This is a genomic window from Phenylobacterium sp. (genome assembly GCF_036821595.1).
Classification (GTDB): Bacteria; Pseudomonadota; Alphaproteobacteria; order Caulobacterales; family Caulobacteraceae; genus Phenylobacterium.
Genome location: NZ_DAISJG010000007.1, coordinates 53846 through 73828 on the forward strand (window position 1 = coordinate 53846; position 19983 = coordinate 73828).

Here is a 19983-nt window from a genome sequence, read left to right on the forward strand (position 1 = left end):
GGCTAATCCTTCTCCCCCTGTGGGAGAAGGTGGCAGCAAAGGCTGGCGGATGAAGGGGTCGCGCCGGACAACGGTGCGACCCTTTTTTCTTGTCCGGCCAGTCCGAGATACCCCTCATCCGACCCGTTTCGCGGCCCACCTTCTCCCACAAGGGGAGAAGGGTCAGGGCCCCGTCACCTCGCCCATCCAGGCCAGGTAGGCGGGGTCGGCGTCCGTGATCGCCAGCGCCACGATCTCCGGCGTGTCGTAGCTGTGCAGCTCGCGGATGCGGGCGCGGACCTTCTCCCAGAGGTCGGCCCGGGTCTTGACGAGGAGCAACTCCTCGTCGTCGCGGCGGACCTCCCCCTCCCACAGATAGCGGCTGCGGATCGGCATGATCTGCACGCAGGCGGCCAGGCCTTCGGCCAGCAGGGCCTCGGCGATGGCGTCGGCCTCGGTCTCGGAGGCCGTGGTGGTCTGGACCATGATGGCCGCGGCCATCCGTCAGCTCCGGTAGTCGCCGTTGATCTCGACGTAGCGCTTGGTGAGGTCGCAGGTCCACATGGTGGACGAGGCGCGGCCCATGCCGACGTCGACCGTCACCTCCAGTTCCTGGCGCTTCATGTAGGCGCTCATCTTGTCCTCGTCGTACGAGGGCGAGATCAGGCCGTCCTGGGCCGCCCAGTAGGGACCGAACTTCACGCTGACGCTATCGCGGTCGATCGGCTCGTCGGCGCGGCCCACCGCCATGACGATGCGGCCCCAGTTGGCGTCCTCGCCGGCGAAGGCGGTCTTGACCAGGGGGCTCTCGCAGATGGTGCGGGCGATCTTGCGGGCCGAGGCGGCTGTCTCGGCGCCGGTCACCGTCACCTTGATGAACTTGTTGGCCCCCTCCCCGTCGCGGACCAGCTGGTGGGCGAGGTCCATGAGGACCTGCTCCAGCTTGTCGCGGAAGTCGGCCAGGCGCCGGTCGCCGGCGCGGCTGATCTTCGGCGCGCCGGACGCGCCTGTGGCGAACAGCAGCAGGGTGTCGTTGGTGGAACGGTCGCCGTCCACCGTCACCGCATTGAAGGTGGCGCGCGTGTAGAGGTTGACCAGGTTCTGCAGCGCCGTGGGCGTGATGGCCGCGTCGGTGACCACGAAGGCCAGCATGGTGGCCATGTCGGGCGCGATCATCCCGGAGCCCTTGCAGATACCGCCGATCCGCACGGTGACCCCGTCGATCTTGGCCTCGGCGTAGGCGCCCTTGGGGAAGGTGTCGGTGGTCATGATGGCGCGCGCGGCGCCGGCCCAGCCGTCCTCGGCCAGCCGGCCCTCCACCTCCGGCAGGCGGTGGGTGATCTTGCCGTCGTCCAGCAGCACGCCGATGACGCCGGTGGAGGCCACCATGACGTCGCGCTGGCGGCAGTCGAAGCGCTTGGCCACAGCCGAGCAGACCCGGCGCACGGCGTCGGCGCCCGGCCGGCCGGTGAAGGAGTTGGCGCAGCCGGCGTTGACGACCAGGGCGCGGACGCCCTCGCCCCGGGTGGCCTCGAGCTGGCGCTTGCACCAGTCGACGGGCGCGGAGCCGACGCCGTGGCGGGTGAAGACGCCTGCGCAGCTCGCCCCCTCCGGGAAGTGCATGACCAGCAGGTCCTCGCGGTCGTGCTTGTAGAAGCCGGCCCGGCCCGTGGCCATCTGGACACCGGCGATCGGCGGCATCTTCGGGAACGGCACGGCCAGCGGCGAGACCGGCATGGCGGCCTTGCCCGGGGCGGAAGGCGCGGCCGGCGGCGGCGCGGGCGTGGCGAACTGGCTGGCCTGGCGGTCGGCGCGCTTCAGGGCTGCGCTCTTCAGGGCGCTGCGCAGCGGGTCGAATGCGCGCTCCAGCGTCTGGCCCACCACCTCCACCGGCTTGGCGGGCGCCTTCTTCGGGCGGGAGGTCTTCTTCGCGGGCGTCTTGCTCACGGCTGGGCCCCCTTGGCTGGCGGAGTCTTGGTGGTGGGAGTCTTGGTGGTGGGCGTTGGGGTCGTCGGCGCCGGGGCGGCGGGCGCCGTCTTGGGCGCGTCCGCCGGGGGAACGGGCTTCGCCCCGTCGGCCTTCACGAGCATCTCGACCCTGGCGCGGCCCCGGAGCTTCTCCAGCAGATCGCGGATCTGGTCGTAGGTGAGGAAGCGGACGATCTGCGGGCGCGCGGCCTCGAGCGTGATCGGCTGCTCCAGGCGACGATCCTCGACCTTGACGATGGCGAAGCCGCCCTCGACGGCGAACGGCCCAACCACCTGGCCGGCCCGGGCGTCCTTGAGCGCGGCGTCATACGCCTCGGGCATGACGTCGGTGGTGAAATAGCCGAGGTCGCCGCCGTTGAAGCGGGTAGCTGCATCCGTGGAGCGCTCCATGGCAAGCGCCTCGAAGGAGGCGCCGGCGGCCAGCAGCTTCTTCACCTGCTCGGCCTCGGCGGGTGTTGCCACCACGATCTGCCGGGCCCGGATCTCCTCGGAGCGCTTCGCGAGCTTGAGCTGCTCCTGGTAGAGGCCGCGGATCGCGTTCTCGTTGACCGCGTCGGAGACCACGCTCTCCACCAGCATGTCGCCCAGGATGCGCTCGCGGGCGGCGGCCAGGCGGCGCTGGGCCACCGGGTCCTTGTCCAGCTTCCGCTCGAGCGCCTCGGAGGCCAGCAGCTTCTGGTCCACGACCTCGTCGAGCACGCGGCGGAACAGCTCGGAGGATGCGTCCAGCGGCTCGCCCTCGCCGATCAGGCCCTGGGCCACGGCCTCGCGCTTCACGTCCGAGGCCCACACGGTCTTGCCGTCGACGCGGGCTACGGCCTGGTCGCCCCGCTCGGGCGCCTGCTCGCCGCCGCCGTCCTTGCCGCAGGCGCTGAGCGACAGCGCCAGCGCGGCCATCAGGCCGGCGAGAAGGAGAGGACGGAAGGACCTGGCGGCCGCCATACGGATCACCCCGGACATGGGAGCGGGAACACGCGCGTCGGGCGCCGCCCGTCCCTAGCCATTTCCACTGCGGAGTGCAAAGGTTGCCCCGACTGGGCGGGGGCCCCGCGGGCCTTCCGCCGCCAGGGATTATTTCCGGAGGAATATTGAAAATGCGCGAAGCGGTGATCGTCTCCTACGCCCGTACCGGACTTGCGAAGTCCGGCCGAGGCGGTTTCAACATGACCCCGACCGTCTCCATCGCGGCCCACGCCGTGAAGCACGCGGTCGAGAAGGCGGGCATCGAGAGGGACTCGGTCGAGGACGTCTTCCTGGGCAACGTCGCTCATGGCGGCGGCAACCTGGGCCGCCAAGCCTCGCTGCTGGCGGGCCTGCCGATCACCACCTCGGGCGTCACCGTCAACCGCTTCTGCTCTTCGGGCCTGCAGACCATCGCCATGGCCGCCAACTACGTCCGCGAGGACGGGGCGAACGTGGTCGTCGCCGGCGGCGTGGAGTCGATCTCCATGCCAAACCTCGGCCAGTCGAAGGAGAACTTCGATCCCCGCCTGACGGAGATGTACCCCGCGATCTACATGCCGATGATCGACACCGCCGACATCGTGGCCGAGCGCTACAAGGTCAGCCGCGAGGCGCAGGACGAGTATTCGCTCGAGAGCCAGCGGCGCATGGCCGCCGCCCAGCAGGCCAACAAGTTTGCCGACGAGATCGTCCCGATGAAGACCAAGATGAAGACGGTCAACAAGGAGACGAAGGAGGAATCCGTCGTCGACTACACGGTGACGCGCGACGAGTGCAATCGGCCCGACACCACGCTCGAAGGCCTGCAGAAGCTGGAGCCGGTGCGCGGCCCGGGCAAGTACATCACCGCCGGCAACGCCTCCCAGCTCTCCGACGGCGCGGCGGCGGTCGTGGTCATGGAGCGCAAGGAGGCCGAGCGCCGGGGCCTGACGCCGATGGGCGTGTTCAAGGGTTGGGCGGTGGCCGGCTGCGAGCCGGACGAGATGGGCATCGGCCCGGTGTTCGCGATCCCGCGCCTCTTGGAGCGCCACGGCCTCAAGGTCGACGACATCGACCTGTGGGAGCTGAACGAGGCCTTCGCCTCGCAGTGCCTGTACAGCCGCGACAAGCTGGGCATCGACCCGGAGAAGTACAACGTCAACGGCGGCTCCATCGCCATCGGCCACCCGTTCGGCATGACCGGCGCGCGCCTGGCCGGCCACGTCCTGCAGGAAGGCAAGCGCCGCGGGTCGAAGAACGTCGTGGTTTCCATGTGCATCGGCGGCGGCATGGGCGCGGCCGGCCTGTTCGAGGTGTACTGAGCCTCTTTCCCTCCCCTCCATGGGGAGGGTGGACGGCGCGCGAGCGCCGGACGGGTGGGGAGGCGCGGATCCGGCTCCGACGCGGACGCCTGAACGCCGCTTCCCCACCCCGCTGGCCTTCGGCGAGCTGCCCCTCCCCACGGCGGGGGAGGGAAATGACAGCGACCCCATGTCCGGCGGGGGTTCCGTTGACACTCGGGGACCCGGTGCTTAAGTCTCGCGCGCCCTGAAAAGAGCGATTTTTCCCGGCAGGCGATGGGCCACGGCCGCCGCCGACGCCCCACCAACCGGACGCATCCCTTGAGCATCTTCCAACGGTTCTTCGGCTCCTCCAACGACCGCAAGGTCAAGGCGATGGCCGCGCGGGTCAGCAAGATCAACGTGCTGGAGCCGCAGATGCAGGCGCTCAGCGACGAGGCGCTGCGGGCTAAGACCGAGGAGTTCCGGCAGCGGCTGGCCCAGGGCGCCAGCCTCGACGACCTGATGGAGGAGGCCTTCGCCGTCGTCCGCGAGGCCTCCCGCCGGACCATCGGCCTGCGCCACTTCGACGTGCAGCTGGTGGGCGGCATGGTCCTGCACCACGGCGGCATCGCCGAGATGCGGACCGGCGAGGGCAAGACCCTGGTCGCCACGGCTCCGGTCTACCTGAACGCCCTGGCCGGCAAGGGCGTCCACGTCATCACCGTCAACGACTACCTGGCGCAGCGCGACTCCGAGTGGATGGGCCAGATCTACGGGTTCCTAGGCCTGTCGGTCGGCGTGATCGTCCACGGCCTCAGCCAGGGCCAGCGGCAGGCGGCCTACAACAGCGACATCACCTACGGCACGAACAACGAGTTCGGCTTCGACTACCTGCGCGACAACCTGGTCTACGACGCCAGCGAGATGGTCCAGCGCGGCCACAACTTCGCGATCGTCGACGAGGTGGACTCGATCCTGATCGACGAGGCGCGCACCCCGCTGATCATCTCCGGCCCGACCGAGGACCGCTCCGAGTTCTACAAGATCATCGACGCGCTCATCAAACAGCTCATCGAGGACCCGGAGACCTACGACTTCGACGAGAAGCAGCGCCAGGTCATCCTCACCGAGGAGGGCGCCGAGAAGATCGAGGAAATCCTGCAGGCCGCCGGCCACCTCGCCGAAGACACGACGGGGCTCTACGACGCCGCCAACGTCTCGGTGGTGCACCACGTGAACCAGGCGCTGCGCGCCAACGTCCTCTACACCCGCGACAAGGACTACATCGTCCGCGCCGGCGAGGTGATCCTGATCGACGAGTTCACGGGCCGGATGATGCACGGCCGCCGGCTGTCGGAGGGCCTGCACCAGGCCATCGAGGCCAAGGAAGGGGCGGTCATCCAGCCCGAGAACCAGACCCTGGCCTCGGTGACCATCCAGAACTACTTCCGCCTCTATTCGAAGCTGTCGGGCATGACCGGCACGGCGGCGACCGAGGCCCAGGAATTCGGCGACATCTACAAGATGGACGTCATGGAGATCCCCACCAACCGGCCGGTGGCGCGGATCGATGACGACGACGAGGTCTACCGGACCTTCGCCGAGAAGAACGAGGCGATCCTCAAGCAGATCGCCTACTGCTACGCCCACGGCCAGCCGATCCTCGTGGGCACCGTCTCGATCGAGAAGTCCGAGCAGCTTTCGGAGCTCCTGAAGAGCTACGCCTGGGAAGTCCCGGTGAAGAAGCTCCGGCGCGAATACTGGGGGCTGGCCGCCCGGGCTCGCCAAGTCGACGCCGACGCGGCCCAGAAGGCCAAGCAGGAGCTGCTGGCGCTGGGCGACGCGGCCTTCGAGACCACCGTCGCCAAGGGCAAGGGCATCCCGCACAACGTGCTGAACGCCCGCTACCACGAGCAGGAAGCCGGCATCGTCGCCGACGCCGGCGTGCCTGGCGCGGTGACCATCGCCACCAACATGGCCGGCCGCGGCACCGACATCCAGCTCGGCGGCAACGTCGACATGAAGCTCGCCAAGTGGCGGGACGAGCAGCGCGGCCTCGGCATCGAGGTGACGCCCGAGGAGGCCAAGGCCCGCAAGGCCGAGATCGAGGCCGAGATCAAGGACCTCAAGGAAGAGGCCCTGGCCGCGGGCGGCCTCTATGTGCTCGGCACCGAGCGCCACGAGAGCCGGCGGATCGACAACCAGCTGCGCGGCCGGACGGGCCGCCAGGGCGACCCGGGCCGCTCGAAGTTCTTCCTGTCCTGCGAGGACGACCTGCTGCGCATCTTCGCCGGCGAGCGCCTCGACGGGATCATGCGCACCTTCGGCGTCCAGGAAGGCGAGGCGATCACCCACAAGTGGCTGAACAGCGCCATCGCCACCGCCCAGAAGCGCGTCGAGCAGCGCAACTACGAAATCCGCAAGAACCTGCTGAAGTACGACGACGTCGTGAACGACCAGCGCAAGGCCGTGTTCGAGCAGCGCCAGGAGTTCATGGAGGCCGCCGACCTCTCGGAGATCATCGGCGAGTTCCGCCGCGACACCATCTCCGACTTCGTGGAGCGCCACCTGCCGCCCAAGGCCTTCGCCGAGCAGTGGGACGTGGACGGGCTCGACGAGCACGTGCGCAACTACCTCGGCCTCGAGCTGCCGATCCGCGACTGGGCGGCCGAGGAAGGCATCGCCAACGAGGAGATCGAGCAGCGCATCATCCAGGCCGCCGAGGCCCGGGTCGCGGAGCGCGAGGCCCAGGTGGGCGACCACATGCGCACGGTGGAGAAGAGCTTCCTGCTGCAGATGGTCGACCTGCAGTGGCGCGAGCACCTGATGCACCTGGACCACCTGCGCAACGTCATCGGCCTGCGCGGCTACGGCCAGCGCGACCCGCTGAACGAGTACAAGACCGAGGCCTTCTCGCTGTTCGAGAAGCTGCTGGTCGACCTGCGCCAGAACGTGACCCGCTGGCTGATGACGGTGGAGTTCCAGTTCGAGGAGCCGCCGCCGCCGCCCACCGGCCAGATGTTCGAGGTCCACCTCGACCCGCTGACCGGCGAGAACGCGGCCGAGATGGGCGCCCTGCCCGACGGCATCCCGGCCGACCAGCGCGCGGGCCTGCCCGTCAGCGCCCTGCCGGCCGGCTGGGAAGACACCGGCCGAAACTCGCCCTGCCCCTGCGGCTCGGGCAAGAAGTTCAAGCACTGCCACGGCGCGCTCGTCTGACGGGTTCCCGGCATGCAACCCGCTGAAGCATAGGTCGTTTAACCAGCTTCAGCGGGGGGAACCACGAGCATGCCAACCTATCGCGCCTACCAGATCGACGAGCGTCGCCGGATCCTGAGCGCCACCTGGGTCGAGGCGGCCAGCGACGAGCAGGCCAAGGCCAAGGCCGCCGAGGACCTCTGCGAGGAGGACATCCCCGCCGTGGAGCTCTGGCAGGCGACCCGCCTGGTGGACGAGATCACCTGCGAGGACGACGAGGACTGACGGCCGCCGGGGGCGCTACGCCGCCGCCATGGCCTGTGGGTCGCTCGCCCGCGCGGGGACCGGCAGGGCGTAGCCCGCCGCCCTCGCCCGCCCCTCGCCGCGTTCGATCTCCTTCATGAGGTCGCGGACGTAGATGGCGAAGTCGACCTGGATCGTGTGGCGGGCGGCCTTGTAGTAGGGGCCCAGGTGCAGGGCCTCGTCCTCGCGGATCACCCGCTCCATCTCCTCGGGCGGCGGCGGCCGGTAGCGGCCCACGAGGTAGGCGCCGGCGAGCTTGGCCTGCTGCTCGGCGAAGTTGACCAGGGTCGGCAGCGGCTGGGCCAGGCCCATGAAGAACAGGTTCGGCACGCCGGGCTTCATCATCCGCTTGAACAGTGGGAAGCGGTTCTCGGTGTCCGGATTGAGGGCCGGATCGGGGAGGAACGGGAAGCTGATGTTGTAGCCGGTGGCGTAGACGATGACATCCACCGCCTCGACGCTGCCGTCCCCGAAGCGGACGCGGTCGCCCATCAACTCGGCGATGTTCGGCTTGAACTTCACGTCGCCGCAGCCGGCGCGGGTGAGGAATTCGCCCGAGACCGACGGGTGCGCCTCCAGCGGCTCGTGGTCGGGCTTCGGCAGGCCGTAGTCCTCCATCCGGCCGATGGCGCGCTTGATCTTGGCGCGGGCGAGCGCCAGCCCCAGCTTGCGGGGCATCCAGACGGGCATGGAGGCTTTGTCGGCGACCTTCCCGTCCATGTACTTGGGCAGCACCCAGACCCCGCGACGGGCGGCCACCCAGAGGTTCCTGGCGATCGGCCGCTGGGACAGCTCCGAGGCGATGTCCATGGCCGAGTTGCCCATGCCGACCACCACGACGTTCTTGCCGCGCATGTCTACGGGATCGAAGGGATCGCGGTAGGCGTGGGCGTGGAAGTGGGGCCCGTCGAAATGGCCCGGATAGTCCGGGACACGGGCGTCCCAGTGGTGGCCGTTGCAGACGAACAGGACGTCGTAGAGCCGCGTCTCGCCGGTGGAGAGCGTCACCGCCCAGTGCCCGCCGGGCGTCCGTTCGGCGCGGTCCACGCGGGTATTGAAGGTGATCCTCGGGCGCAGGCCGAAGTGGTCCACGTAATCGCGGAAATACTGCAGCAGCTGGGAATGGTGCGGGAAGTCCGGCCAGTCGGCCGGCACGGGATAGTCCTCGAAGGCCAGGCGCCACTTCGAGGTGTCGATGTGCAGGCTCTCGTAGCAGGCCGACAGGCCGTTGGGATTGCGGTAGTACCAGTTGCCGCCGACATCGTCCGACATCTCGAAGCAGTCGAACGGGACGCCGAGGTCCTGCAGCCGCTTGGCCGTGGTGAAGCCGGAGCAACCCGCGCCGACGATGCAGGCCTTCGGCAGGGCGTCCGCCATGCTTGATCCTCCCCAGGAGTCCGTTTTTCCGGCGAGGCTGCGCCCGTGACGCGGCGTCAGCGCAATCTCACCGCCAGAGGATCGGGAAATCCGGCTTCGGCGGGGTGAACCAGCCGATCAGGCGCCGGAGCGCCGCCACGTCGCCCTGGATCCCCTCGGGGGGCGGCGCGCCCTGCGACATGGCCAGGAAGGCGGCGCGCGGCAGGCTCACCGCCAGCTTCGCGTCGGCGCCACGCGGATCGGCCTCCCAGGTCAGCACCTGGTTGCGGACCGAGATGCGGAAGCGCTCCCGGCGGTCCGGGAACGTCAGGTCGAGCAGGAGCTCCTGATCGCCGACCTTCGCCGGATCGAGGCGCACGGCCATCAGGTCGAGCAGCATGGGCGTCGGCGTGGAGCGGATCAGGTCGATCCCGGCGGCCGCGCCGCGGCTGGGCGCGATCCCCCGCCGCAGCTCCTGGGCGCCGGTCAGGTACATGTTCCGCCAGAGCGAGCTCTCGGCCGCCGCGCCCTGCTTCTCGTAGACCGAGGCGAGGACGTCCCGCGCCGGCTGGTCCTTCGGATCGGCCATGACGACGCGGGCGGCGAGCGTCGCGGCCCAGCGGTCGTCGCCCGCGGCGAAGGCCCTGCGGGCCTCGGCGAGCACGCGCTCCGCCCCGCCCATCAGCGCCACCGTGCGGACCGCCTCGTCGGCCGGATCCAAGGGCGCGAGGTTCACCGGATTGGCGTCGTACCAGCCCATGTAGCGCTGGTAGACCGCGCGCGAATTGAAGCTGACCGTGCCGTAGTAGCCGCGGTTGTACCACTCGTCGGCCAGCACGTCGGGCAGGGCGAGGCGGTTGGCGATCTCCGGCCCGGTCAGGCCCTCGTTCATGAGCCGCACGGTCTGGTCGTGGAGGAACTTGTAGGCGTCGCGGTGCCGGCCCATGAACCCGGCGATCTCCGCCTGCCCGAACCTTGGCCAGGCGTGGCTGGTCATCAGCACCTCGGACCGGTCGCCGTAGAGGCGGATCGACTGCGTGAGGTAGTCGGCCCAGGCCTTGGCGTCGCGGACCAGGGCGCCGCGCGGCGTCAGCACATTGTGCATCGTGGCGTTGGCGTTCTCCGCCAGGTCGAGCAGCTTCAGGTCCGGGAAGTAGAGGTTCATCTCCGCCGGCGCCTCGGCGCCGGGCGTGAGCTGGAACTGGATGCGCACGCCGTCGACGGTGAGCTCCTGGCCGGTGCGGACGATGTCGACCGTGGGCGGGACCAGGGTCTGGGTCCCGGCGGCGACCGCCTGGCCGATGCCGGCGCTCACCTGGCCCTCCGGCCCCTTCGGCAGAAGGGCGCCGAACTGGTAGACGGCGCGCCGGCTCATGGCCGCGCCGGCGATGACGTTCTCGCTGACCGCATGCTCCAGAAAGCCGGCGGGGGCGATCACCTGCACGCGGCCGGCGTCCACGTCGGCTTGCCTGACCATGCCGCGCGACCCGCCGAAGTGGTCCACATGGCTGTGGGTGTAGATCAGCGCCACCACCGGCCGGGCGCCCAGCGTCTCGTTGGCGAGGTCGAGCGCGGCCTTCGCGGTCTCGGCCGAGGTCAGCGGATCGATGACGATCCAGCCGGTCTTCCCGGCGACGAAGGTAGCGTTGGCGAGGTCGAAGCCGCGCACCTGCCAGACCCCGTCGACGACCTTGAACAGGCCATGCTTCGACAGGAGCTGGGCCTGGCGCCAGAGGCTCGGGTTCACGCTGGCCGGCGGGGGGGCCTTCAGGAAGTCGTAGGCCGAGAGGTCCCAGGCCACGCCGCCGTCGGCGCGCAGGATCCTCGGGTCGGCCCGCGTGCCGAGGAACCCGCGCTCGGCGAAGGCGAAGTCCTGGCGGTCCCGGAAGTCGGGCGCGGCCTGCGCCGCCCCGGCCAGCAGGCCGAACCCTACCGCGAGCGCGCTCAACGTCCGCATGCCACCCTCCCTGACAGTCGGACGCAGATGGCGCGCGGCGCGGCCGGTTGGCAACGGCGCCGCCAGGGAAACGGCTCCCCGAAATGGGGGCCTAGAAGCTTACCCAGTTGCCGTGGAAGCCGAAGGGCACGCGGCGCGGCATCCGGGCCGTCGCGATCGGGCCCCTGGCGATGTCCTGGGCCTCGAACACCAGGAGGTCCGATCGGTTCTCGGCCGCGCGCCAGACCACGGCGGTGACCCAGCCGTCGCCCTCGGCCGCGTCCGCCGAGCGGGGCGTGAACACCGGTTCCGAGGTCAGGTCGCCGGCGGGGAGATCGTAGACCTGCCGGGCGCCCGTGGCGAGGTCGAGGTGGGCGATGGAGCCCAGCTTGACCGTCTTGGCGTTGGTGGGGTCGGCGGCGTACCAGCCGTGGCGGTGGCGGAGCGTCTCCACGCGGGGATCGATGCGCGGGAACTCGCCGTCGAGGTCGTCCAGCGGCTGCTCGCGGATGGCGTCCGATGGGCCGGCGAGATCGAAGATCCAGCGCACCAGGCGGGCGGCGGACTTCTGGCCCGGCGAACCGTCGGCCCGGGGGAACAGCGGGGCGGCGTCGTAACGCATGACGTCCGCATAGAGGGTGTCGCCCTCCTCCCAGGCGTTCAGCGGGTGGAAGACGTAGCAGGCCTCGGTGTTGAACCAGCGGATCGAGCCGACGTCGCCGTCCCGGCGCATGACGCCCAGATGGCTGCCCTTCTCAGGCTCCCAGGCGAACGGCGGGCGCCCGCTCATCGCCCGCTCCAGGCTCGCGGTGAGCGGCAGGATCGGGAACAGGACGTGGTTCGCCGTGACCATGAAGTCGTGCACCATGCAGGCGAACGGCGCCTGGAAGTCGTCGCGGCGCACCACCTTGCCGGCCGCGTCGGTGACGCCGTAGCTCATGCCCGCCGAAAGCGGCATGTCGCCCACCCCGTAGGCGAACCAGACCATCTCGCCGGACTTGGGGTCGATCTTCGGGTGGGCCGTCACCCGGCCGCGGTAGTCGCGGACGTAGCCCCGGCTCTCCAGGGTGTCGCGGTCCATCTCGAAGGGCTGGTGGCCCTCCTCCAGCGCCATCAAGCGCCCCGCGTGCCAGACGATGTTGGTGTTGGCGACGCCGCCCTCGTTGCCCATGGCCAGGGGGTCGGTGGTCATTGGGTTGCCGAAGGTCCCGAAGAGCGAGCGGCCGTGCTCGTGCTCCAGCTCCCACTTGGGCGTGCGGGCGTAGCGGTTGCGGTAGCTGACCTTGCCGTCGGCCACATAGAAGCCGTGGACCATGCCGTCGCCGCCGAACCAGTGGTGGTTGGGGTCGCGGGGCTCGAACTGCGGATTGGGGCCGATCCGGAACAGGGCGCCGCGCAGTTCGCGCGGGATCTCGCCGGTCACCTCGAGGTCGAAATCGTCCTCGCTGCGCACCGGCGCGAAGTTGCCGACCAGGTACGGATTGATGCGGGCGTCACCATCCACGGCGCTTCCTCCTGCGCTTCTGAAACTTACGTTGTAAATTTATTTCGTAAGGGTTAGCCCTTGGCAAGCTGTATTTTGTCCGCGTTCCAGAGGCGCCATGCCCCGTATCCTGTCCGAAGCCGACGTCGCCGATTTCCGGGAGCGGCTTTGCGGGGCGGCCGAGCGGCTTTTCGCCGAGCGCGGACCCGACGCGGTGACCATGCGCCAGCTGGCGGCGGAGCTGGGCGTCTCGCCGATGACCCCCTACCGCTATTTCCAGGACAAGGACGACATCCTGGCCGCCGTGCGGACCAACGGCTTCGACCGGTTCGCCGAGACCCTGGAGCAGGCCCGCGAGCGGGCCAAGGGCGCACGGGCCAAGGGCGCGGCGGTGGGCGAGGCCTACGTCAGCTTCGCCTTCGAGCACCCGCACACCTACAAGCTGATGTTCGACCTGAACCAGCCGCACGAGCGCGACTACCCCGAACTGGTGCGCGCCGCCCGGCGGGCGCGCGAGACCATGACCGGCTGGGTCGAGGACCTGATCGCCGAGGGGGTGATGGCCGGCGATCCGGAGGAGATCGGCCTGATGTTCTGGTCGGCGGTGCACGGGCCGGTGGTGCTGGAGCTGGCCGGCAAGCTGCCGCCGGGGACGGCGAAGCGGCTGCAGCACACGCTCGCCACCACCCTGCGCAAGGGCCTGCGTCCGGAGACCTGAGGCGAGGCTTGACCGCCCCGGCGGCAGGCCGTCGAAGCTCCCTCCGAAACCGGGAGGGCCGCATGGCCGAGATGAAGCCGTTCAAGGTGCGCTGGGACGAGGCGCAGGTGCAGGCTGTGCTGGACCGGGTGCGCGACTATCCCTGGCCGCCGGCCCCAGAGGTCCCCGACGGCTGGGCCTACGGCTGCGACGGGGCCTATCTGAAGGCGCTCTGCGAGCACTGGAGCGAGCGCTACGACTGGCGTGCGGCCGAGGACGACCTCAACCGGTTCCCGCAGTTCACCGCGCGGGTGGAGGACTTCGACCTCCACTTCCTGCACGTGGCGGGCGAGGCGGAGGGCAAGCGGCCGCTGATCGTCACCCACGGCTGGCCTGGATCGCACTACGAGTTCTGGCAGGCGATCGAGCCCCTGGCCTTCCCCTCGCGCTTCGGCGGGGATCCCGCGGACGCATTCGACCTGGTGATCCCCTCCCTGCCCGGCTTCGGCTTCTCCTCGAAGCCCACGCGACCGGTCGGACAGCGGACGACGGCGCGGCTGTTCAACGCCCTGATGACCGAGGTGCTGGGCTATTCGAGCTACCTCGCCCAGGGCGGCGACTGGGGCGCCATGGTCACCTCGTGGCTCGGCCGCGACCACGGCGCGAGCGCCCGGGCCATCCACCTGAACATGCTGGGCTTCCGGCCGCACGGCGGGCCGCAGACGCCGGAGGAGGTCGCCTGGGCCCAACGTCAGGCCGGGATGATGGACGTGATGGGCGCCTACTTCCGGCTGCAGGTGTCCAAGCCGCAGTCGATCGCCTGGATGGGGGCGGGCAATCCGGTGGGCCAGGCGGCCTGGATCGCCGAGCGCTTCCACGACTGGTCCGACCTGCGGGAGAAGGCGATGGATGAGGCCTATCCGATGGACCGGCTGCTCACCAACATCATGCTCTATGTGATGACCGACAGCTTCACGACCGGCGCCTGGTACTACCGCGGCCTGGTGGAGGAAGGCGGGCTGGCCTTCGAGCCGGGCGAGCGGTGCGAGACGCCGACGGCCTTCGCCAACTTCCCGGGCGAGCCGCTCTACGCCGCTCCGCCGCGCTCGTTCGCCGAGCGGGCGTACAATGTGACGCGCTGGACCGACATGCCGCGCGGCGGCCACTTCGCCGCCATGGAGGAGCCGGAGCTGTTCGTCGGCGAGGTCAGGGCTTGGGGCCGGGAGGTCTGACCGCTAAAGGGCGCTCATGACCGCGCGCTACGACTTCGCGTCCGACAACACCGCTCCCGCCGCCCCGGAAGCCATCGAGGCCCTGGCGGCGGCGAACACGGGGTTCACCTCCGGCTACGGGACCGACCCGGTGAGCGCGCGGGCGGCGGACCTGGTGCGGGAGATGCTGGACGCCGACGCGGAGGTTCGGTTCGTGGCCTCGGGCACGGCGGCCAACGCCATCGCGCTCTCCACGCTGTGCCGGCCGTTCGAGGCGGTCCTGGCCCACGAGCACGCCCACGTCTGCACCGACGAGACCGGCGCGCCCGGCTTCTTCGGCCACGGCCTGGGGCTGGTGGGTCTGCCGGGCTCCTCCGGCCGCATCGATCCCGAGGCGCTGGAAGGGCCGCTGAACGCGCCCGACGTCTCGTACCGGCAACCGGTGGCGGCGCTGTCGCTGACCAACGCCACGGAGTACGGGGCGGTCTATTCCGCCGAGGCGCTGAAGGCCCTAATCGCGCCGGTGAAAGCCCGCGGCTACGGCGTGCACCTGGACGGGGCGCGGCTCGCCAACGCCGCGGCGGCCGGCTTCGACCTCACCCGGATCGCGGGCCTGGGCGTGGACATCCTGGTGATCGGCGGAACCAAGGCCGGCATGCCGCCGACCGAGGCGGTGGCGATCTTCGACCGCGGGCTGGCGCGGCGGTTCGACGCGCGCCTGAAGCAGGCGGGCCAGCTGCCGTCGAAGGGGCGGTTCTACGCCGCGCCGTTCATCGGCATGCTGGGGTCCGGGGCCTTCGTGCGCCACGCGGCCCACGCCAACGCCATGGCCCGGCGGCTGGCGGACCTCATGCCCTTTCCGCTGCGCCACCCCGTGGAGGCCAACGCGGTGTTCGTGGACATGGACGACGAGCGGCTGTCGCGGCTGCACGCCTCGGGCTGGTTCGCATACCGGTTCATCGACGGTTCGGTGCGATTCATGTGTTCGTGGGCGACCACCCCGGAAGCGGTCGATTCGCTGGCCGAAACGCTCCAAGGGCTGGCTTAGCCCGGCGACCGACGGTTTTCGGAAAAAGGGTCAAGTTTGCCTGTACTTGGCGTCATGTGTGGCGCCTATGGCGCACCTTTCCGGAAATATGAAACACCGGTAACCCACCACGTCACATTGTGGCGGCTTTTCGTTGCTCGCGTGTCGGGTGCGTGACAGCTTGCGCGCTCGCCGCCGGGGCGCGCACGGAGCGTTGAACTTGCCTGTTCGTGGCAGGGACGCCGAGGGCCGGCCGGCGGCCGAGCGACGTCGGGGGGAGCCCGGCTCGCCAACCATCCCTCTCAGGCCCGGGGGCCGCAGAATGAAAGTTGTGATGAGAAACATGCTTCGAACCGCCTTGCTCGGTTCCGCAGCGGCGGCCAGCCTTCTGGCCGCGCCGACCTTCGCCCAAGCCCAGGCGTCCGACGTGGCGGTCGACGAAATCGTCGTCACCGGCTCGCGTATCCGCCGTCCGGAACTGACCTCGGTGCAGCCGCTGCAGGTCATCACCACCCAGTCGATGGAAGAGCGCGGCTTCACCAACGTCGCCGACGCCCTGAACGACATGCCGTCCTCCGGCATCCCGGTCAGCCCGATCGGCGACCAGGGCTCCTTCGGCGTCGGCCGGAACTTCCTGAACATCTTCAACCTCGGCACCAACCGGACCCTGACCCTGGTCAACGGCCGCCGCTTCGTGGGCGGCAACCCGGCCTCGATCTTCACCGGCGCCGCCGCCGGCGGCCAGGTCGACCTGAACGTCATCCCGACCGGCCTCGTCGAGCGCATCGAGACCATCCAGGCCGGCGGCTCGGCCGTCTACGGCTCGGACGCCATCGCCGGCGTCGTCAACGTGATCACCCGCAGCGACTTCGAAGGCCTGGAAATCGACGGCCAGTACGGCATCTCGGACGAGAACGACGCCGAGGAATGGCGCGCCCGGATCACCGCCGGCAAGCGCTTCCTCGACGACCGCCTCAGCCTGTCGGGCAGCTACGAGTACAACGAGACCTCGACCCTGGGCTTCGTGGACCGGCAACGGACCGCCGAGCAGCTGACCTTCGCCTCGAACCCGGCCAACACCGGCGGCGCGGACAACATCCCGGGCTCGATCATCATCTACAATCGCCGCATCCCCGAGGTGACCCTGGGCGGCCTGCCCTTCCGGCCGAACGCGTCGGGCTCGGGCATCGCCGGCATCGGCGAGAACCAGATCCTCACCATCGTCGGCCCGAACGGCACCCGCGTCCCGGCCCAGTTCGGCCCCGGCGGCGTGCTGATCCCCTACAACTTCGGCACGCTCTACCAGGCGTCGGTCGCCTCCGGCGGCGACGGCATGAACCTGGCCGAGCTGTCGTCCCTGCAGTCGCCGGTGGAACGCCACGTGGCGACCGCCTTCGGCCGCTACGACGTCACCGACAACATCCGGGTGAACGCCGAGTTCTTCTACTCGAAGTTCAACGCGGTCGAGCCGTACAACCAGCCGATCTACAACGCCCCGCTGTTCGGCGGGAACTCCGCTGCCCTGCGGATGTCGACGGCCAACCCGTTCCTGCCGGCCGCCACCCGCGCGGCGATCCTGGCCCAGCCGGTCGCCACCACCGCCGACCCGGCGAACCCGGGCGAGCGCCTGTTCTTCCTGTCGCGGGCCTCGGTCGACATCGGCAACAACCAGACCTCCGCCGAGGGCGAGACCTTCCGCGGCGTGCTGGCGGTCGACGGCGACCTGAACTTCCTGGACCGCAACTTCAACTGGGGCCTGTCCTACACCCACGGCCAGGCGGACGGTTCCTTCCAGAGCCCGAACGTCATCCAGACGCGCTTCCTCGAAGCGATCGACGTGACGCGTGACGCCAGCGGCGCCGCCATCTGCCGCGACGCCACGGCCCGCGCGAACGGCTGCGCCCCGCTGAACATGTTCGGCTTCGGCTCCCCGAGCCAGGCCGCGCTCGACTACATCGGCGTGCAGTTCGAGTCCGAGTACAAGATCCTGCAGACGGTCTACGAAGGTAACTTCGGCGGCGACCTGTTCCAGCTTCCGGCCGGGATGTGGAGCTTCGCGGCGGGCTTCGAGGCCCGCTACGAGAAGTCAGACTTCAACCCGAACGAGCCGCAGGAACTCGGTGTCGGCCGCTCGGCCGCCATCACCGCCCTGACCGGCAAGTTCGACACCAAGGAGCTCTACGCCGAGACCCTGGTGCCGGTGTTCGGGGGTGACTTCACCTTCCCGGGCCTGCACCGCCTCGAGCTGGAAGGCGCCTACCGGAAGGTCGACCACAGCCAGGCCGGCAAGGACAAGGCGTGGAGCTACGGCGCCCGCTGGTACCCGATCTCCGACCTGATGATCCGCGGCCAGAAGAGCCGGTCGTTCCGGGCCCCGGCGATCACCGAGCTGTTCCTGCCGACGGCGACCAGCTTCATGACCGCCACGGACCCCTGCGACTTCCGCAACATCAACAGCGGTCCGAACCCGGCCACCCGGCGCGCGAACTGCCAGGCGGCGTTCCAGGCCCTCGGCCTGCCGGCCAACTTCAACCTCACCTCGAACGTCCAGGCGGCGACGGTGCAGGGCTCGCAGTCCGGCAACCCGGAACTCGAGAACGAGATCGGCAAGCAGTGGACCGTGGGCTTCGTCTACCAGCCCTCGTTCATCCCCGGCCTGGCGATCAACCTCGACTGGGTGAACATCGAGCTCAACGACGCGATCTCGAACTTCAACCTGACCTCGATCCTGCAGGTCTGCTACGACTCGCCGAACCCGCCGGCTGACGCCTGCGGCCGCTTCGAGCGGGGCAACTCCACCACCGATCCGACCCGCGGCCAGGGCCAGATCATCACCCGCGGCGAGCCGATCGGCACCGGCGCGACCTCCGACGGTCCGCGCACCGGCTACATCAACGCCGGCTACACCAACTTCGAAGGCTTCACCGCCGGGATCGACTATCGCGTCGATCTGGCCGACTGGCTCGGCGGCGCCTTCGGCGGCTGGATGGGCGGTGACCCGGGCTCCCTGGAGTGGAACTTCGACCTCTTCCACGTGGAGCGTCAGGAGACCTCGGTCACCGGCCTGGGCTTCGACCTGAACCGCGACCACGGCGAGATCGGCAACGCCAAGTGGCGCTACAAGCTCGAGACCAACTACGATCGCGGTCCGCTGTCCGTAAACTGGACGGTGAACTGGATCGACGAGTCGCGGTTCAACAACGACTTCACGTTCGAGACCCGCTACCCGCTGAAGGTCGACAGCTACTTCCTGCACGACCTGGGGATCACCTACGACCTCGCCGACATGGCCGAGGGCTGGGGCGTCGGCCTGGATAACCTCCGCGCCCGCCTCGTGGTCCGCAACGTGTTCGACGAGGAGCCGCCGCTGGCCGCCACCAACTCGGCGAACGCCTACGGCACCTACGACTTCATCGGCCGCTACTACGTCGTGGGCCTCACCGCCCGCTTCTAAGACGCGGACCGCCCGGGCCTTCGGGTCCGGGCGGAACCCCGAGAAGAGCAGAAAAGAGAAGAGCCGCCGGGGCGACCCGGCGGCTCTTTTTCGTTGCGGCGATGCGCGCCGGGCTAGGCCGGCTGCAGCGTCCTGGCCGCCAGCATACCGGCGAGCCGGCCCTGGATGATCTCCTCGGCCTCGCTGACGATCCGGTGGATCAGTTCGGCGCAGGTCGGGATGTCGTGGATCAGGCCCTGCACCTGACCGGCCGACCAGATGCCGTAGTCGGGATCGCCGGCCTCGTAGACCACCTTGCCGCGGGCGCCGGCCACCAGGTCCTTCACGTCCTCGAACTTCGCCCCGCCGCGGCGCTCGATGGCGACCACCTCGTCGCTGACGGCGTTCTTCGCGACGCGGGCGGTGTTGTGCATGGTCCGGAAGATCAGGTTGGTCTGCCGCTCGTCGTTGGCGACGATCTGCTCCTTCACCTTCTGGTGGATCGGGCTCTCGACCGTGGCCATGAAGCGGGTGCCCATGTTGATCCCCTCGGCGCCGAGCGCCAGCGCGGCGACGAGGCCGCGCGCGTCGCCGAAGCCGCCCGAGGCGATCATCGGGATCTTCACCTTGTCGGCGGCAGCCGGGATCAGGATCAGGCCGCCGACGTCGTCCTCACCCGGATGTCCGGCGCATTCCAGCCCGTCGATGGAGATGGCGTCGACGCCCATGCGCTCGGCCGACAGGGCGTGGCGGACCGCGGTGCACTTGTGGATCACCTTGATCCCGTGCTCCTTGAAGTGGTCGACATGCTCCTGCGGCTTGTAGCCGGCCGTCTCGACGATCTTCACCCCGCCGTCGATGATCGCCTGCCGGTACTCCGCGTAGGGCGGCGGCGTGATCGCCGGCAGGATGGTCAGGTTCACCCCGAACGGCTTGTCGGTGAGTTTGCGGCAGCGGTCGATCTCGCGCCGCAGGTCGTCGGGGGTCGGCTGGGTGAGGGCCGTGATGAAGCCCAGGCCGCCGGCGTTGGCCACGGCCGCCACCAGCTCGGCGCGGCCGACCCACTGCATGCCGCCCTGGACGATGGGATGCTCGACCCCGAAGGTTTCCGTGAACCGCGTCTTCAGCGCCATGCGGCGTTCCTCCA

Annotated in this window: 14 protein-coding genes; 7 read left to right on the plus strand and 7 right to left on the minus strand. The window is 69.6% G+C overall.

Annotated features, from left to right (window positions below; genetic code table 11):
- Positions 1-162: 162 nt before the first annotated feature.
- From cutA to V7Z97_RS05855, 3 genes are read right to left on the minus strand one after another with little or no spacing between them, the layout of a single operon-like run.
- Positions 163-480, minus strand: coding sequence for a divalent-cation tolerance protein CutA (cutA, locus tag V7Z97_RS05845; RefSeq protein ID WP_334162045.1), 318 nt, complete (start codon positions 478-480; stop codon positions 163-165).
- Between the two features lie 3 nt (positions 481-483).
- Positions 484-1926: a bifunctional glutamate N-acetyltransferase/amino-acid acetyltransferase ArgJ gene (gene argJ, locus V7Z97_RS05850; protein WP_442958014.1), complete on the minus strand. Its 1443-nt coding sequence runs from the start codon at positions 1924-1926 to the stop codon at positions 484-486.
- The gene (locus tag V7Z97_RS05855; RefSeq protein WP_442958015.1) at positions 1923-2864 is read right to left on the minus strand and encodes a peptidylprolyl isomerase; all 942 of its coding nucleotides are present in this window, start codon (positions 2862-2864) and stop codon (positions 1923-1925) included. Before V7Z97_RS05855 ends, argJ begins: the two co-directional genes overlap by 4 nt.
- 197 nt (positions 2865-3061) lie before the next feature.
- Here V7Z97_RS05855 and V7Z97_RS05860 point away from each other — a divergent pair, with 197 nt between their 5' ends.
- The 3 genes from V7Z97_RS05860 (at position 3062) to V7Z97_RS05870 (ending at position 7675) form a co-directional block, all read left to right on the plus strand.
- Positions 3062-4231, plus strand: a complete 1170-nt coding sequence (locus tag V7Z97_RS05860) for an acetyl-CoA C-acyltransferase (protein ID WP_334162048.1) — start codon at positions 3062-3064, stop codon at positions 4229-4231.
- A 354-nt stretch (positions 4232-4585) separates the two neighbouring features.
- Positions 4586-7411: a preprotein translocase subunit SecA gene (gene secA / locus V7Z97_RS05865; RefSeq protein ID WP_442958016.1), complete on the plus strand. Its 2826-nt coding sequence runs from the start codon at positions 4586-4588 to the stop codon at positions 7409-7411.
- Between the two features lie 69 nt (positions 7412-7480).
- Complete coding sequence (locus V7Z97_RS05870) at positions 7481-7675, plus strand: hypothetical protein (RefSeq protein ID WP_334162051.1); 195 nt, start codon at positions 7481-7483, stop codon at positions 7673-7675.
- Between the two features lie 15 nt (positions 7676-7690).
- On the opposite strand, the gene V7Z97_RS05875 is transcribed toward V7Z97_RS05870, so the two are convergent.
- From V7Z97_RS05875 to V7Z97_RS05885, 3 genes are all read right to left on the minus strand, one after another.
- Positions 7691-9070, minus strand: a complete 1380-nt coding sequence (locus V7Z97_RS05875) for a flavin-containing monooxygenase (RefSeq protein ID WP_334162053.1) — start codon at positions 9068-9070, stop codon at positions 7691-7693.
- Between the two features lie 67 nt (positions 9071-9137).
- The gene (locus V7Z97_RS05880) at positions 9138-11006 is read right to left on the minus strand and encodes an alkyl/aryl-sulfatase (RefSeq protein ID WP_334162055.1); all 1869 of its coding nucleotides are present in this window, start codon (positions 11004-11006) and stop codon (positions 9138-9140) included.
- Between the two features lie 91 nt (positions 11007-11097).
- The gene (locus tag V7Z97_RS05885) at positions 11098-12489 is read right to left on the minus strand and encodes a carotenoid oxygenase family protein (protein WP_334162056.1); all 1392 of its coding nucleotides are present in this window, start codon (positions 12487-12489) and stop codon (positions 11098-11100) included.
- 97 nt (positions 12490-12586) lie between these two features.
- Between V7Z97_RS05885 and V7Z97_RS05890 the strand changes: the two genes are divergently transcribed.
- The 4 genes from V7Z97_RS05890 to V7Z97_RS05905 all read left to right on the plus strand — a co-directional run bounded on the left by V7Z97_RS05890 (position 12587) and on the right by V7Z97_RS05905 (position 18857).
- Positions 12587-13186, plus strand: coding sequence for a TetR/AcrR family transcriptional regulator (locus V7Z97_RS05890; RefSeq protein WP_334162057.1), 600 nt, complete (start codon positions 12587-12589; stop codon positions 13184-13186).
- A gap of 62 nt (positions 13187-13248) precedes the next feature.
- Positions 13249-14397, plus strand: coding sequence for an epoxide hydrolase family protein (locus V7Z97_RS05895; RefSeq protein WP_334162059.1), 1149 nt, complete (start codon positions 13249-13251; stop codon positions 14395-14397).
- A gap of 16 nt (positions 14398-14413) precedes the next feature.
- The gene (locus V7Z97_RS05900; RefSeq protein WP_334162060.1) at positions 14414-15424 is read left to right on the plus strand and encodes a threonine aldolase family protein; all 1011 of its coding nucleotides are present in this window, start codon (positions 14414-14416) and stop codon (positions 15422-15424) included.
- 322 nt (positions 15425-15746) lie between these two features.
- Positions 15747-18857, plus strand: a complete 3111-nt coding sequence (locus tag V7Z97_RS05905) for a TonB-dependent receptor domain-containing protein (protein ID WP_334162061.1) — start codon at positions 15747-15749, stop codon at positions 18855-18857.
- Between the two features lie 113 nt (positions 18858-18970).
- Here the strand turns inward: V7Z97_RS05905 and V7Z97_RS05910 are convergent, their stop codons facing one another.
- Entirely contained in the window at positions 18971-19969 is a 999-nt protein-coding gene (locus V7Z97_RS05910; RefSeq protein ID WP_334162063.1) for an NAD(P)H-dependent flavin oxidoreductase, read from the minus strand.
- Positions 19970-19983: the final 14 nt, after the last annotated feature.

Bases quoted from the DNA above. Each gene is read 5' to 3' on its own strand.
- V7Z97_RS05880 (WP_334162055.1), bottom strand. From the start codon at position 11,006: ATGCGGACGTTGAGCGCGCTCGCGGTAGGGTTCGGCCTGCTGGCCGGG.
- cutA (WP_334162045.1), bottom strand. From the start codon at position 480: ATGGCCGCGGCCATCATGGTCCAGACCACCACGGCCTCCGAGACCGAG.
- V7Z97_RS05900 (WP_334162060.1), top strand. From the start codon at position 14,414: ATGACCGCGCGCTACGACTTCGCGTCCGACAACACCGCTCCCGCCGCC.
- V7Z97_RS05875 (WP_334162053.1), bottom strand. From the start codon at position 9,070: ATGGCGGACGCCCTGCCGAAGGCCTGCATCGTCGGCGCGGGTTGCTCC.
- V7Z97_RS05905 (WP_334162061.1), top strand. From the start codon at position 15,747: ATGCTTCGAACCGCCTTGCTCGGTTCCGCAGCGGCGGCCAGCCTTCTG.
- V7Z97_RS05895 (WP_334162059.1), top strand. From the start codon at position 13,249: ATGGCCGAGATGAAGCCGTTCAAGGTGCGCTGGGACGAGGCGCAGGTG.
- V7Z97_RS05855 (WP_442958015.1), bottom strand. From the start codon at position 2,864: ATGGCCGCGCTGGCGCTGTCGCTCAGCGCCTGCGGCAAGGACGGCGGC.
- secA (WP_442958016.1), top strand. From the start codon at position 4,586: ATGGCCGCGCGGGTCAGCAAGATCAACGTGCTGGAGCCGCAGATGCAG.
- V7Z97_RS05910 (WP_334162063.1), bottom strand. From the start codon at position 19,969: ATGGCGCTGAAGACGCGGTTCACGGAAACCTTCGGGGTCGAGCATCCC.
- V7Z97_RS05870 (WP_334162051.1), top strand. From the start codon at position 7,481: ATGCCAACCTATCGCGCCTACCAGATCGACGAGCGTCGCCGGATCCTG.
- V7Z97_RS05860 (WP_334162048.1), top strand. From the start codon at position 3,062: ATGCGCGAAGCGGTGATCGTCTCCTACGCCCGTACCGGACTTGCGAAG.
- V7Z97_RS05890 (WP_334162057.1), top strand. From the start codon at position 12,587: ATGCCCCGTATCCTGTCCGAAGCCGACGTCGCCGATTTCCGGGAGCGG.